General features: G+C 70.3%; 15 protein-coding genes, 1 tRNA gene and 1 other RNA gene. 6 read left to right on the plus strand and 11 right to left on the minus strand.

Annotation, left to right across the window (positions count from 1 at the left end; translation table 11 throughout):
- Window positions 1-178: 178 nt before the first annotated feature.
- Window positions 179-1,066, plus strand: a complete 888-nt coding sequence (gene panB, locus V1351_RS09615) for a 3-methyl-2-oxobutanoate hydroxymethyltransferase (RefSeq protein WP_338747932.1) — start codon at window positions 179-181, stop codon at window positions 1,064-1,066.
- Between the two features lie 23 nt (window positions 1,067-1,089).
- Here panB and V1351_RS09620 read toward each other — a convergent pair whose 3' ends face one another.
- On the minus strand, window positions 1,090-1,281 hold the full coding sequence (locus tag V1351_RS09620; protein ID WP_338747933.1) for a methionine aminopeptidase: 192 nt from the start codon (window positions 1,279-1,281) through the stop codon (window positions 1,090-1,092).
- Between the two features lie 62 nt (window positions 1,282-1,343).
- Here V1351_RS09620 and map point away from each other — a divergent pair, with 62 nt between their 5' ends.
- The 4 genes from map (at window position 1,344) to rnpB (ending at window position 4,728) form a co-directional block, all read left to right on the plus strand.
- Window positions 1,344-2,237 carry a type I methionyl aminopeptidase gene (gene map / locus V1351_RS09625; protein WP_422388967.1) on the plus strand — a complete coding sequence of 298 codons (894 nt, stop codon included), beginning with the start codon at window positions 1,344-1,346 and terminating at the stop codon, window positions 2,235-2,237.
- A 2-nt stretch (window positions 2,238-2,239) separates the two neighbouring features.
- Window positions 2,240-2,992, plus strand: a complete 753-nt coding sequence (gene ppgK / locus V1351_RS09630; protein ID WP_338747935.1) for a polyphosphate--glucose phosphotransferase — start codon at window positions 2,240-2,242, stop codon at window positions 2,990-2,992.
- A 71-nt stretch (window positions 2,993-3,063) separates the two neighbouring features.
- Window positions 3,064-4,335, plus strand: coding sequence for an APC family permease (locus V1351_RS09635; RefSeq protein WP_338747936.1), 1,272 nt, complete (start codon window positions 3,064-3,066; stop codon window positions 4,333-4,335).
- 12 nt (window positions 4,336-4,347) lie between these two features.
- Window positions 4,348-4,728, plus strand: an RNA gene (gene rnpB / locus V1351_RS09640) — RNase P RNA component class A.
- A gap of 13 nt (window positions 4,729-4,741) precedes the next feature.
- On the opposite strand, the gene ctaD is transcribed toward rnpB, so the two are convergent.
- Both ctaD and V1351_RS09650 read right to left on the minus strand, forming a co-directional pair.
- Window positions 4,742-6,469 (minus strand): cytochrome c oxidase subunit I, encoded by a 1,728-nt coding sequence (ctaD, locus tag V1351_RS09645; protein WP_422388968.1) that lies wholly within the window; start codon window positions 6,467-6,469, stop codon window positions 4,742-4,744.
- 74 nt (window positions 6,470-6,543) lie between these two features.
- Window positions 6,544-7,125, minus strand: coding sequence for a TMEM165/GDT1 family protein (locus V1351_RS09650; RefSeq protein WP_338747938.1), 582 nt, complete (start codon window positions 7,123-7,125; stop codon window positions 6,544-6,546).
- Window positions 7,126-7,281: 156 nt separating this feature from the next.
- Here V1351_RS09650 and V1351_RS09655 point away from each other — a divergent pair, with 156 nt between their 5' ends.
- Window positions 7,282-8,028 (plus strand): YaaA family protein, encoded by a 747-nt coding sequence (locus V1351_RS09655; RefSeq protein ID WP_338747939.1) that lies wholly within the window; start codon window positions 7,282-7,284, stop codon window positions 8,026-8,028.
- Window positions 8,029-8,031: 3 nt separating this feature from the next.
- Here V1351_RS09655 and V1351_RS09660 read toward each other — a convergent pair whose 3' ends face one another.
- From V1351_RS09660 to V1351_RS09695, 8 genes are all read right to left on the minus strand, one after another.
- Complete coding sequence (locus tag V1351_RS09660; protein ID WP_422388969.1) at window positions 8,032-9,258, minus strand: O-succinylhomoserine sulfhydrylase; 1,227 nt, start codon at window positions 9,256-9,258, stop codon at window positions 8,032-8,034.
- Window positions 9,255-9,665 carry a rhodanese-like domain-containing protein gene (locus tag V1351_RS09665; RefSeq protein ID WP_338747940.1) on the minus strand — a complete coding sequence of 137 codons (411 nt, stop codon included), beginning with the start codon at window positions 9,663-9,665 and terminating at the stop codon, window positions 9,255-9,257. Before V1351_RS09665 ends, V1351_RS09660 begins: the two co-directional genes overlap by 4 nt.
- Before the next feature lie 58 nt (window positions 9,666-9,723).
- Window positions 9,724-10,236 (minus strand): hypothetical protein, encoded by a 513-nt coding sequence (locus V1351_RS09670; RefSeq protein ID WP_338747941.1) that lies wholly within the window; start codon window positions 10,234-10,236, stop codon window positions 9,724-9,726.
- A 32-nt stretch (window positions 10,237-10,268) separates the two neighbouring features.
- Window positions 10,269-11,177 (minus strand): reverse transcriptase-like protein, encoded by a 909-nt coding sequence (locus V1351_RS09675; RefSeq protein WP_338747942.1) that lies wholly within the window; start codon window positions 11,175-11,177, stop codon window positions 10,269-10,271.
- Window positions 11,177-11,920: a zinc ribbon domain-containing protein gene (locus V1351_RS09680; protein WP_338747943.1), complete on the minus strand. Its 744-nt coding sequence runs from the start codon at window positions 11,918-11,920 to the stop codon at window positions 11,177-11,179. The genes V1351_RS09675 and V1351_RS09680 overlap by 1 nt, the downstream gene beginning before the upstream one ends.
- Window positions 11,917-12,777: a Nif3-like dinuclear metal center hexameric protein gene (locus V1351_RS09685; protein ID WP_338747944.1), complete on the minus strand. Its 861-nt coding sequence runs from the start codon at window positions 12,775-12,777 to the stop codon at window positions 11,917-11,919. Before V1351_RS09685 ends, V1351_RS09680 begins: the two co-directional genes overlap by 4 nt.
- Before the next feature lies 1 nt (window position 12,778).
- A tRNA-Val gene (locus V1351_RS09690) sits at window positions 12,779-12,851 on the minus strand.
- Between the two features lie 52 nt (window positions 12,852-12,903).
- Window positions 12,904-13,875, minus strand: a complete 972-nt coding sequence (locus tag V1351_RS09695; protein ID WP_338747945.1) for an isopenicillin N synthase family dioxygenase — start codon at window positions 13,873-13,875, stop codon at window positions 12,904-12,906.
- Between the last annotated feature and the right edge of the window lie 8 nt (window positions 13,876-13,883).

Consider the following 13,883-nt stretch of genomic DNA (forward strand, 5'->3'; position numbering starts at 1 on the left):
TGGCTGGTGGCCACAGCGGTGTCAGCACTCAACCAAGGTCTGACGGTCCACACGAGGGGTGACAGGAAATTCTGAACAAACTCTTACTGGATCACGCCCTTCCGTCCGCATTCCACCGTCGGGTACCGGACGTTGCCCGCCGGGACCACGGCGTGGGCCACCGCCATAGGGTGGGGCCATGAGCACGCCCTCGATGTCCTCGCCCGACCCGACCCCAGAGACCACGGCCCCGTACGCGGGCCAGGCGTCTGCTGCTCCTGCCCGGCGCAAGCGCACCCGCATCCCGCACCTGCGGGCCATGAAGGAGCGCGGCGAACGCTGGGCGATGCTCACCGCCTACGACGTGAACACCGCGCAGATCTTCGATGAGGCCGGCATCCCGGTGCTGCTCGTGGGCGACTCGGCCGGCAACACCGTCTTCGGCTACGACACCACCGTGCCGGTCACCCTCGACGAGATGATCGTGCTCACCCGGGCCGTCGCCACCGGCGCCACCAGCGCACTCGTCGTGGCGGACCTCCCTTTCGGCACCTACCAGTCATCGCCCGAGCAGGCGTACCTCTCCGCGGCCCGCCTGATGAAGGAAGGGCTGGCCCACGCCGTCAAGCTCGAGGGCGGCGCCGAGATGGCCCCGACCATCGAGCGGCTGACGAAGGGGGGCATCCCCGTCATGGCACACATCGGCTTCACCCCCCAGAGCGAGCACACGCTGGGTGGGTACCGGGTCCAGGGACGCGGCGATGCCGCGGCCCAGCTGCTCGAGAACGCGCGTGCGGTCCAGGCCGCAGGTGCCTTCTCCGTGGTGATCGAGATGGTCACGGCCGACGCGGCCGCCGCGGTCACCGGGCAGGTGGACATCCCCACCATCGGTATCGGCGCCGGCGTCGACTGCGACGCCCAGGTCCTCGTCTGGCAGGACATGGCGGGGCTGGGGTCAGGCCGCACGCCCCGCTTCGTCAAGCGCTACGCGGACGTACGCTCCGTGCTCTCCGACGCAGCCCGGGCCTACGCGGCGGACGTCGCCACGGGCTCGTTCCCGGCCGCGGAGCACTCCTTCGAGAGCTGATCGCGCTGCCGGACGCGACGGTCTCAGGACCAGCCGTCGTCCCACTCCTTCTCGCGGCGCTCCTCCTCGTCCCACCTCTGCGTGTTCTCCCGGGCGGTCTGCAGCGCCGCGGCGGCCTCGGCCTCGGTGTCATAGGGCCCCATGACGTCCGCATTCTGTGAGCGGTTCTCGTCGGTCTCGACCTGTCGGGTCTCGATGTTGAACCAGTACGCCATGTCTGTCGTCCTCTCCCGCGGGTCGGACGCCCGCACACCGGAGCGCATCGTGCCAGCGCTCGTTGCCTAGACTCCACAGCATGTCCGCGTCCACCGCAACCGTCCTCCCCGGCGTGGTGTCACCCCGCCGTGCCGTCCCTGCAGGCATCGCCAGACCCGAGTACGTCGGCAAGGCCGCTCCGACCCCCTTCGCCGGCTCCGAGATCAAGGACGCCGAGACCATCGAGCGGATGCGCACCGCCGGCCGGATCGCTGCGGGCGCGCTGGCCGAGGCCGGTCGCGCAGTCACCCCCGGAGCCACCACCGACGAGGTCGACCGGGTCGGCCACGAGTACCTGCTCGACCACGGGGCCTACCCCTCGACCCTCGGCTACCGGGGCTTCCCGAAGTCGCTGTGCACCTCGGTCAACGAGGTGATCTGCCACGGCATCCCGGACAGCCGACGCATCGAGGACGGAGACATCGTCAACATCGACATCACCGGCTACATCGGTGGCGTCCACGGCGACACCAACGCCACCTTCCTCGCCGGTGACGTCGACGAGGAGTCACGCCTGCTCGTCGAACGGACCCACGAGGCGACGATGCGCGGGATCAGGGCGGCGTTGCCCGGGCGACAGATCAACGTCATCGGCCGGGTCATCGAGAAGTACGCGAACCGATTCGGCTACGGGGTGGTGCGCGACTACACCGGCCACGGCATCGGCACCTCCTTCCACTCGGGTCTGGTCATCCCCCACTACGACTCGGCGCCCTCGTACGACACCGTGATCGAGCCGGGGATGACCTTCACGGTCGAACCGATGCTCAACCTCGGCACACCGCAGTGGACGCTGTGGGACGACGGCTGGACCGTCGTGACGACGGATCTGCGGCGGTCCGCCCAGTTCGAGCACACGATCCTCATCACCGAGGACGGCAACGAGATCCTCACTCTCCCTGCGGCCGGAAGGTAGCCATGGTCACGCATCACGCCCTGGGCATCGACATCGGCGGATCCGGGATCAAGGGAGCGCCGGTCGACCTGGACAAGGGGCGATTCGCCGAGGACCGACTGCGCATCGCCACCCCCGAGGAGGCAACGCCCGACGCGGTCTGCGACGTCGTCGAGCAGATCGCGCAGCACTTCTCGGTCGACACCGATGTCCCGCTGGGCATCACGCTCCCTGCCGTCGTCACCCACGGCGTCGTGCGCAGCGCGGCGAACATCGATCGCTCGTGGGTGGACCTGGACGCCGACACGCTCTTCAGCGAACGTCTGGGCCGACCCGTCCACCTCGTCAACGACGCGGACGCTGCGGGCGTCGCCGAGCTCCACCACGGAGCCGCCAGGGGGCACACGGGGCTGGTCGTCCTCACCACCCTGGGGACCGGGATCGGCTCGGCCCTGATCATGGACGGGCGGCTCGTGCCCAACACCGAGCTGGGGCACCTGGAGATCGACGGGTACGACGCCGAGACCCGCGCGGCCGAGTCGGTGCGCGAGCGCGAGGGGCTGAGCTGGCAGGAGTGGGCGCACCGTCTGCAGACCTACTACGCCCACCTGGAGTCGCTGCTGCGACCGGACCTGATCGTCGTCGGCGGTGGCGTCAGCAAGCAGGCCGACCAGTTCCTGCCCCTGCTCGACCTGCGCACCGACATCGTCCCGGCAAAGCTGCGCAACAAGGCCGGGATCATCGGCGCCGCCCACCTGGCCGCTCGAGGAAACTGAAACCGGACCGTGTCCCCCACGGGTGCGGATGTGGCGGACACCCAGGCACGCGATGCGGCAAGGTGGTGGCCATGACGAACTCCTCGGGTGCGCCGACTCGGCCCCTGGATCGACGTCAGGGGCTGTGGTACGCCGTCGCACTGGGCCTCGCCGCGATGATCGGGGCGGGCCTGTTCAGCACCTTCGCCCCGGCAGCGGCCAGTGCCGGCCGGTGGCTGGTCCTTGCCGTCGTCATCGCGGCCGGGGTGGCCGGCGTCAATGCCCACTCCGTGGCCCGGCTGACAGCCCGCTACCCCGACTCCGGCGGGGCCTACGTCTACGGCCGGGAGCGACTGGGGCTGGCGTGGGGCCACCTGGCCGGCTGGGCGATCGTCGTGGGCACAATCGCCGCGTGCGCCGCCATGGCCATGACCCTCGCCGTGCACGTGTGGCCCGGCTTCGCCAAACCGATCGCCGTCCTGGCCGTCGTCGCCGTGCTCGCGCTCAACGTGCAGGGTGTGCACCGCTCCGCCCGGATGGCCTTCGGCATCGTCGCGCTCGTGGTCACGCTGGTGGTCGTCTTCGGCATCGTCATGCTCCTGGCTCCTGCGGTCACGGTCGACACACCACCACCAGCCGTGCCCGGCTCGGGCAGCCCCCCGGGGGTGATCCGGGGGGCGGGCTTCATGTTCTTCGCCTTCGTCGGCTACGCCCAGGTGGCGACTCTCGGTGAGCAGATCACCGATCCGCGTCGAACGATCCCGCGAGCCATCGGCATCGCTCTGGCGATCGTGCTGGCCCTGTACGCCCTGGTCGCGGTGGCACTGACCAACTCCCTCGGGGCCGGCTGGGTGGCTGCCCGTGAGGCACCGCTGGCAGAGGCCGCGGAGATCTCCGCCTGGCCCTGGCTGGGTCCGGCACTGCGGGTGGCTGCCGTGCTGGCCGCCGGCGGTGCGCTGCTCGCGCTCGTCCTCGGCGCGTCTCGCGCTCTCCTGGCCATGGCGCGGGACCGTCACCTGCCGCCGGCGCTGGCCGTCGTCGACGGCCCACACGGAACGCCGCGCCGCGCGGAGGCGGTCATCGCCGCTCTGGTGATCGTGCTCATCGTGCTCATCGACCTGCGGGGGGCGATCGGGCTCTCCTCCTTCCTCGTGCTCACGTACTACGCGATCGCCAACGCCAGCGCGTGGACGCTGGAGCGTCGCCCGTCCGCCAAGATCGTGCCGACTCTCGGCCTCGTGGCCTGCGTCGTCGTCGCACTCCTCCTGCCCTGGCAGTCCGTGGTCGCCGGAGTGGTCATCCTCGCGGTCGGGGCATTCGTCGGTTGGGCGCGGTACACCACCCGCGAGGGACGCGACGCGTAGACTGTCCGTGGATGAGTCGGCCGGACGGCCGCGTCACCGCCTCGGCGGTGTCGAGGAAAGTCCGGGCTCCACAGGGCGTGGTGGTGGCCAACAGCCACCCGGGGCGACCCGCGGGACAGTGCCACAGAAAGCAGACCGCCGCGTCCACCTCGGTGGACGCGGTGAGGGTGAAAGGGTGGTGTAAGAGACCACCAGCGATCCGGGTGACCGGATCGGCTCGGTAAACCCCACCAGGAGCAAGTCCGGACAGTGCGCGCTCGAGGGCTGCCCGCCCGAGTGCACGGGTAGGACGCTGGAGGTCGTCGGCAACGGCGACCCGAGATGGATGGCCGTCACTCCGGCACCGGCAACGGTTCCGGAGAACAGAACCCGGCTTACAGGCCGGCTCATCCACCCACACCGTGGGCTACCGGGGGTTCGACGACCCCACAGGCAGCGGTGTCCTGCGTGCCCGCAGCGCCTTGGGTGCGTACTCGGGGTGGTTCATGTCGAAGGTCGGTCGCTCGGAGCGGATCGGCGGGATCGACGTGAAGTTGTGCCGCGGCGGCGGGCAGGAGGTCGCCCACTCGAGGCTTCCGCCGTAGCCCCACGGGTCGTCGACCTCGACCAGCGGTGCGCTCACCTGGGTCTTCCACACGTTGTAGAAGAAGGGCAGGAAGCTGACCGCCAGGATCAGCGAGCCGACCGTGGAGACCTGGTTCGCCAGCTGGAAGTTGTCCTCGGGCATGTAGTCCGCGTACCGGCGCGGCATGCCCTCCACCCCCAGCCAGTGCTGGATCAGGAACGTCGTGTGGAAGCCGACGAAGACCAACCAGAAGTGGACCTTGCCCAGGAAGTCGTCCAGGACCCTGCCGGTCCACTTCGGCCACCAGAAGTAGATCCCGCCGAACGTGGAGAAGACGATCGTGCCGAAGAGCACGTAGTGGAAGTGGGCGACGACGAAGTACGTGTCGTGGACGTGGAAGTCCATCGCCGGGCTGGCCAGGATGATGCCGGTCAGGCCACCGAAGAGGAAGGTGGCCAGGAAGCCCAGAGCCCACACCATGGGCGCCCTGAACTCGAGCGTGCCGCCCCACATCGTGCCGACCCAGTTGAAGAACTTCAGTCCTGTCGGGATGGAGATCGCCATCGTCATGACCGCGAAGAAGGGCAGGAAGACCTGACCGGTGGCATACATGTGGTGGGCCCAGACGGAGACCGACAGCCCCGCGATGGCGATCGTGGCGAAGACCATGGTCTTGTACCCGAAGAGTGGCTTGCGGGAGAAGACCGGGGTGATCTCGGAGACGATGCCGAAGAACGGCAGGGCGATGATGTAGACCTCCGGGTGGCCGAAGAACCAGAAGAGGTGCTGCCACAGCAGCGCGCCCCCGCTGTCGGCGGCGAAGACCAGCCCACCGAAGCGGCGGTCCACCCCCAGCGCGATGAGGGCCGAGGCCAGGACCGGGAAGGCCATCAGGATCATCACCGAGGTGATCAGGACGGTCCAGGTGAAGAGCGGCACCCGGAACATCGTCATGCCGGGTGCCCGCATGGTGATGACCGTGGTGATGAAGTTGACCGCACCGAGGATGGTGCCGAATCCGGCCAGGGCCAGACCCCAGACCCACAGGTCGCCACCGACGCCGGGGCTGTAGGTCGGATTCGACAACGGCGCGTACCCGGTCCAGCCGAAGGCCGCCGCACCACCGGGAGTGAGCAGACCGGCTGCGGCGATGATGCCGCCGAAGAGGTAGAGCCAGTAGGCGAACATGTTCAGCCGGGGGAAGGAGACGTCCGGAGCCCCGATCTGCAAGGGCATGACGGCATTGGCGAAGCCCGCGAAGACCGGGGTCGCGAACAGCAGCAGCATGATCGTGCCGTGCATCGTGAACATCTCGTTGAACTGCTCGGGGTTGTCCACCACCTGCAGCCCGGGTGCCCACAGCTCGAGCCGGATGACCAGCGCCATCAGTCCGCCGAGCAGGAACCACACGAAGCCGGTGACCAGATACATGTGACCGATGACCTTGTGGTCGGTCGAGGTGACCAGGCGGAAGAACTGGCTTCCGGCCCTCTCGCGGCGGGCGAGGGTCTTCTCGGAGACCTCCGTCTCGTTCACGTTCCGGGACAGTGGCCCGGAGATGGTCGACATCATTGCCTCCCTGGCGCGGCGATGCCTTTACCATACCCCCGCCGTCTTCAGCGAATCGACCGCCCTCGCTCTGGTCAGATCCAGCCCAGACCCTCCGCGATGAGGAGGACGCCGAAGATCGCGAAGGCGGCGGCGGCGCCGTAGGTGATGACCCTCTCGGGCAGCTTGCGCCCCAGGACTGCTCCGACCGCGATGGCCAGGGCATCGGCGGCGACCATGCCGATCGTCGAGCCGATCCAGGTGCCGAACCAGTCCTCACGCACGGCCAGTGTGATCGTGGCGAGCATCGTCTTGTCACCGAGCTCGGCGAGGAAGAAGGCGATACCGACGGCCAGCAGGGCGGAGCCGGTGGCCTTCTGCGCTCTCTGCTCCTCCTCCTCGGTCAGCTCGTCACCGCGCAGCGTCCACAGCGCGAAGCCGAGGAAGGCGATGCCGGCGGCGACGGCGATCGGGCCCTGGTACCTCTCGAAGCCGGCACCGATGACGTACCCGATCCCCACCGAGGCGAGGTGCACCAGCAGCGTCGCCGCGGTGATCCCGAGGATGACGTCGCGGGCCCGGTACCGGGTGGCGAAGGTCATCGCCATCAGCTGGCTCTTGTCGCCGAGCTCGGCGACGAAGATGACCACGGTGCTGAGCACCACTGCTTCGATCATGAGACGTTCCCTCTCCCCGGACGAGCACCTGTGTCACGACGGGTCCACACCGGTCTGACGCACGGAGAGTGTGTCACCGAGGTCGGCCTCCTGCTCGCCCGGGTGCTGACTGGCGGGTCGGTGCCTTCGTCGAGCCGCACCCCGTAGGGTTTCGGCGTGCTCGTGCTGCTGCCACCGTCGGAGTCCAAGACCGGTCGTACCCGGGGCAAGGCCCTCGACCTCGACTCGCTGTCCTTCCCTGCCCTGACCCCGGCGAGGCAGCGTGTACTCGCTGCACTGGCGGACGCCAGCTCTCGCGAGGACGCCCACGAGGTGCTGGGTGTCAGCCCCAACCTGGTGACCGAGGTCGCCCGCAACACCGCCCTGACCAGCGCACCGGCACCACCGGCATCGCACGTCTACGACGGCGTCCTCTACGACGCCCTCGACCTCGCGAGCCTGTCCCCCGGCGCCAAGCGCCGCGCCGGTCGCTGGCTGGTCATCGTCTCGGCGCTCTTCGGTGCGGTTCGTCCCGGTGATCGCATCCCGCCCTACCGGTTGTCCATGGCGGTCAACCTCCCGGGAGTCGGTCCGCTGGCCGGGCACTGGCGAGAGGTCCTCGACGCCGAGCTGACGGCGGCCGCCGGGACCGGCCTGGTGGTCGACTGCCGCTCGAGCACCTACGCGGCGGCGTGGCAGCCCACGGGCGGGGCCGCGAAGCGGTGGGTCCACGTGCGCGTCCCGGGGGCAACGCACATGGCCAAGCACACCCGCGGCCTCGTCGCCCGCCACCTGCTGGGCGTCGACCGGGAGCCGCGGACCCCCCGGGCGCTCGTGGCCGCCCTCGAGCCGGCCTTCGAGGTCGACCTGACGGCTCCGACGAAGGCAGACGGCCCCCTTCTCCTCGACGTCACCGCGAGGTAGGTCTCAGCCGAGCCCGTCGAGGGCCGCGGTGAGGTCGGCGACGAGGTCGGCGGCCCCCTCCAGGCCGACCGAGATGCGCAGCGTCGCGTCGGTGATCCCGATGGCTGCGCGCCCCTGCGGGCCCATCCGTCGGTGGGTCGTGGTCGCCGGGTGGGTGACCAGCGACTTCGAGTCGCCGAGGTTGTTGGAGATGTCGACCAGACGCAGCGCGTTCATCAGCGCGAACGCCTCGGGCTTGCCGCCGTCGATGGCGAAGGTGACCACCGTGCCGCCGCCACTCATCTGCGTCCGGGCGAGCTCGTGCTGCTCGTGGTCCGGCAGCCAGGGATGGACGACCTGCGTGACCCGCGCGTGTGCCTGCAGCTCCCGCGCGAGGACGAGCGAGGACTCGGCCATGCGCCGTACCCGCAGGTCCATGGTCTCCAGACCCTTGAGCAGCACCCAGGCGTTGAAGGGCGACATGGACGGCCCGGTGTGCCGGATGAGGTTGCGCACGGGGCCGTCGATGTAGTCGGCCGGACCGAGGATCGCCCCGCCGAGGACACGGCCCTGTCCGTCGATGTGCTTGGTCGCCGAGTAGACGACGACGTCGGCACCGTGGTCGAGCGGCCGGGAGAAGACGGGCGTGCCGAAGACGTTGTCGACGACCACCTGTGCCCCTGCTGCGTGGGCGAGCTCGCTCACGGCGGCGATGTCGACGAGCTCCTGCATCGGGTTGCTCGGCGTCTCGAAGAACACCGCTGTCGTCGGCTCGGACAGCGCTTCACGCCACTGATCGAGGTCGGTCCCGTCGACGAGCACGGTCTCCACACCCCATCGCGGCAGGATCTCGTCGACGACGACGAAGCAGCTGCCGAAGAGCGAGCGCGACGAGACCAGGCGGTCCCCCTCACCGACGAGCGCCGCGAGCGCGGTGAAGACCGCGGACATCCCGGACGAGGTGGCGAAGGCCGCCTCGGCGCCCTCGAGCACGCGCAGCCGCTCCTCGAGCATGCCGACCGTCGGGTTGCCGTAGCGCGAGTAGACGTACTTCTCGACACTCCCCGAGAACGCCGCCTCGGCCTCCTCGGCGCTGCCGTAGACGAAGCCCGAGGTCAGGTAGAGCGCCTCGGACGTCTCGTCGAAGGTGCTGCGAGCCTGACCGCCCCGCACGGCCAGCGTCTGCGGCGACAGGCCGGCCGGGTCCAGATACGGGGTGGGGTTGCCCGGCCCGAAGGGAGCGTTGCTCACCCCTGCCGCCAGGGCAGGCCATCGTTCTTCCACCCGGCGACGGCACGGTGTCCGCGCTCGTCGAGTGGGCCCTCGAAACCGTCGAGGACGTTGTGGGCCCTGGTCCAGCCGGCAGCGGTGGCGGCCTCGGCAGCAGCAGCGGACCGCCCGCCGGAGCGGCAGAGGAAGTACACGGCCGCGTCCTGTGGGACGGCCTCCTGCAGCTGCTCCAGGAATGCCCCGTTGGGCGCACCCGTCGGGAAGGAGGTCCACTCGATGGCGACCATCTGCTTGTCGATCGGGGTCAGGTCCGCCACGCCGACGAAGGACAGCTCCGCCCGGGTGCGCACATCGACCAGGACGGCCTCGGGGTCGTCGGTGAGGGCTTCCCACGTCTGCTGGGGGCTCAGGTCTGCGGCGTAGGTCATGCGCACAGGGTAGGCGCCGAGGGGAAGACCACCGCGGGCCGGTCGACACCCGAGACGGTCAGAGGCTCAACTCGATGCCCTGGACCACGAGCCAGGAGGTGATGAGGAATCGGGCCAGGCACCCGATCATCGTCACGGTGGTGAAGAGGACGAGCGAGATGCCCTTGATGCCCGCCGCGACCGTGACCACGGCCAGCGGGGGGAAGCCCACACCGGAGCTGGCCAGCATGACCAGCGGTCCCAACCGCGGACGGTCGAGCAGGTCGATCATCGCCTTGCTCCATCGCGCGAGACGCTCCCGGAAGGCACCCGGTGGCCGCCGCATCTTGGCGGCGGTGCGCGCGTCCTTCTCCTCGCGCCGCTTCATGACGGCCTCTGCGCCCTTCTCCGCGGCGATGAAGTGGGTCACCTTGCCGACGACCAGCCCGCCCGTCATGGCGGACACGTGGAGGACCCAGAGATCGGGGAAGAGCACGGGAGCGGCGACGGCGTAGATCTCGGCGTTCAGCGGCGGGAAGTACGCGGAGAGGAGCCCGAAGACGACCGCGCCGACGAGCCCGGACGCGGTCAACCAGGTGGGAAGGTCCTCGATCTCGGTACCCCTCAGGTCCGGTTGGTGAAGGCGACGACCGCCTCGCCGTCGGGCCAGGCCTCGATCACGGTCAGGGAGCCGGGCGCGCAGGCCAGCCGTCGCATCCGCTCGTGCGGCATGCCGAGGATGTGCACGAGGACGAGGAGGATCGGCGTGCGGGGGCAGGCGATGCCCACCGCACCCCCACCGGCAACGGCCCGCTGCCACGCGTCGATGACCCTCGTGGCCATGTGGTCGTGGGTCTCGCCGTCCGCTTGCTCGTCCCAGTCCACGTCGACCTCGGGCACGACCCCGAGCCGATCGGCGAGGACGGCGCCCGTCCGACCGGCCCGGGCCGGGTCGGAGGTGATGATGCGTACCTGCGTGTCGCCGACGAGCTCGGCCATCCGGGTGCTCGTCCGCTCCGCCTGCTCCGGGGCGCCGTGGCGCACGAGGACGACTCGCGTCGCCTCACCACGCTGCGCACGAGGCGGCAGGTCCGCGTGCCAGTTCTCGACGTCCGCACCGTCCATCCCGCGGTTGGACAGGGCGTCCGCGTCCGCGTTGGCGTTGCGTGGCACCCAGGTGAACTCGACCGATCCTCCGGCAGCGGCGAACTCGGCCACGAGGTCGCGTCCTTGCCGGGCCAGCTCACGCATGTCGGGGTGCTTGATCTTCCACCGACCCGACATCTGCTCGACGACCAACGTGGAGTCCATCGCGACCTCGACGTCGGCGCCGGGGTCGATCGTGCGGGCGGCCCGCAGGCCGGCGAGCATGCCGCGGTACTCGGCGACGTTGTTGCTGGCCTTCCCCAGTGGTGCGGCGAGCTCGACGAGCAGCTCACCGGTCCCGATGTCCCGGACCAGGGCCCCGTACCCGGCCACACCGGGGTTGCCGCGGGAGCCACCATCCGCCTCGACACGGAGGGAGCGCCCCATCAGCTCTGCGGAGCCGGGACGCGCACGAGGATGCGGTCGCACTCCTCGCAGCGCACCACCTCGTCGACGGCGGCCTTGTCGATCGCGGCGAGGTCGACCGGGTTGAGCTCGAGCTGGCACCCGCCGCACCGGCCGTGCTTCAGCTCCGCGGCGGCCAGGCCACCGGACTTCTCACGGATCCGGTCGTACAGCGTGATCAGGGGGTCGTCGATGCTCGCGACCAGCTCGGCGCGGGGCGCGGCGAGCTGGTCCTGCTCGGCGTCGAGCTCGGCCAGCGCGTCGTCCCGTTCCCGGGTCAGTCGCTCGACCTCGGCCTGCATGCCGGCCTGCTTCTCGGTCCCGGCGGCGACCCGCTCCTCCGCGGCCTCCTGGCGTTCCATCGCCTCGATCTCGACCTCTTCGAGGTCGCGCTGACGGCGCGCGAGCGACTCGACCTCGCTCTGCAGCGCCGTGAGGTCGCGAGAGGTCATGCCGGCTCCCGTCTCGAGGCGCTGCTGGTCGCGGGCGGCCCGGTCGCGCACCTGCTGCACATCGGCCTCGGCCCGGGTGACCTCGCGTCGGATGTCGCCGAGCGTCGTCTCGGCCCGTACGACGTCGCCCTGGGCTTGCTGCAACTCGGCGAGGGCCCGCTCGAGGGCGGCGATCTGCGGCACCCGCGTGCGGGCGTGGGCGATCTGCTGCAGCCGGGTGTCGAGCGCCTGCAGCTCGAGCAGCCGAGCCTGGACGAAGGGGTCTGCCTTCACTGGGGATCTCCTTGGGCTGTCTGTGCGCCGACGGTGAACGTCCACGGGTCGGTGCAGATCGTGCTCACGTGGCCGTCCCATCCCACCACGTCGGCGCCGGCGGCTGCGAGGCAGTTCCGCAGCCGGACCAGCAGGTGCTCCAGCCAGAGGGACTCGCTCGCCCAGTGGCCCGCATCGACGAGGAAGGGGGTCCCCCCACCCGCCCGGGCCTCCTCCCGCGCCTCGAGGGCCGGGTGGTGACGCAGGTCGGCGGTGACGTAGACGTCGGCACCCGCCGCGCGAGCGGCGTCGATGAGGCCGTCACCGGCCCCACCGAGCAGGGCGACCCGCCGCACCCGACCGTCGGCCGGACCGGAGACGCGGATGCCCCCCGGCGCGGGCGGTAGTGCGTCGGCGAGTCGCTCGGCGAATGTCGCGAGGGAGACCTCCACGGCCAGGTCACCGACGCGCCCCAGGGCGCCCTCCCCGGCGGTCAGTGGCTCCGTCCCGGTCAGACCGCACGCCTGCGCGAGAGCGGTGTTGACACCGGGATCGGCCACGTCGGCATTGGTGTGGGCGACGTACAGGGCGATGTCGGAGACGACGAGTGAGGTGACGCTCGCCCCCTTCGCGCTCGTCGTGGCGACCGAGTGCACACCGCGCAGCAGCAGGGGGTGGTGCGTGATGAGCAGGTCCGCGCCCGCCTCGCGGGCCTCCTCGATGACCTCGAGGGTGGGGTCGACCGCGGCGTGGACCCGACGCACGGGCTGGTCGGGGTCGCCGGTGACCAGACCGACCCGGTCCCACGGCTGGGCCGAGTCGATCGGGTACATCTCCTCGAGGGCAGCCAGCACGTCACGCAGGCGGAGTGTGCTCATGTGGGCCCGGCCGGGCTCGAACCGACGACAACCGCGGTGTAAACGCGGTGCTCTACCAACTGAGCTACAGGCCCCTCGGCGCACGGTGCGCCGCGGTCATTCTGACAGGCCGACCCCGCGGGGTCCTCAGCGGCGCGCGTCCTCGATGAGGTTGATCTCGTAGAGGACCAGATCGAGGGCGTCCGCCGCGCTGATCGGCGAGAAGCGCTGCGGCGTCTGCGGCGTCACCGTGCTCACCAGCGGGGTGAGCACCGTCCACGGCGTCGGGTGGCTGAACTGCACGACCGAGTAGCGATCACCCTGCTGCCCGGGGGCCGCGACGACCCGGTGGATGCCCGGCTCGATGACGCCGTTGGTCACGACCTCGAGCATCAGACCGGTGTTGATGATGGCGCCGCCCTCGGGGGCGACGGCATCGACCCACTCACCACTGTCCTTCAACCGCACCTGCAGGCCCGCGGCGGTCGCACGCGGCAGGGCGGTGACGAGGTTGATGTCGGCGTGCTCGGCGGCCCACACGTGCGGGGCGTCCGGCGCGGACTGCATCGGCGGGTAATGGATCGCCCGCGAGAGCGTGGGCCCGTCGACGAGCATCGTCTCGAAGTAGTCGGGGTGGGCACCCACCCCGGTGGCGATGATGCGCAGCACCCGGCGCTGCAGACCGGCGACCGCCTCGTGGAAGGCGGTCAGCGTCTCGGTGATGCCCGGCACGACCGACTCGGGCAGGACCGGGTCGTGGTAGCGGTGCGGGTAGCGCGTGCGAAGGGGGTGCCCGGCCGGGATCGAGGGGCCCCAGTTGAGCATCTCCTTCCAGTCCGCGACCCGAGAGGTGGCCGCGGTCTCGACCAGCAGGTCGGTGTAGCCGGTCTGACCGTGGGTCCCGGGCGCGACGAACTGCCGCTTGACCTCGCGCTCGGCGGTGAAGAACTCCTCGAGCATCCCGTAGGCGGTGTCGATGAGGTCCTCGGACAGGTCGTGGCGCACGTAGACGAAGCCGGTGTCCAGCGAGGTCATCAGACCGTCGACGACCGCTCGCGCGCGCTCACCATCCCCTGTCTCGAAGGCCAGCAGGTCCACCTCGAGGATGTCGTCGCCCATGGACGCGG

Origin of the sequence: Janibacter sp. A1S7, assembly GCF_037198315.1 — a bacterium.
In the GTDB taxonomy this organism is placed as follows: domain Bacteria; phylum Actinomycetota; class Actinomycetes; order Actinomycetales; family Dermatophilaceae; genus Janibacter; species Janibacter alittae.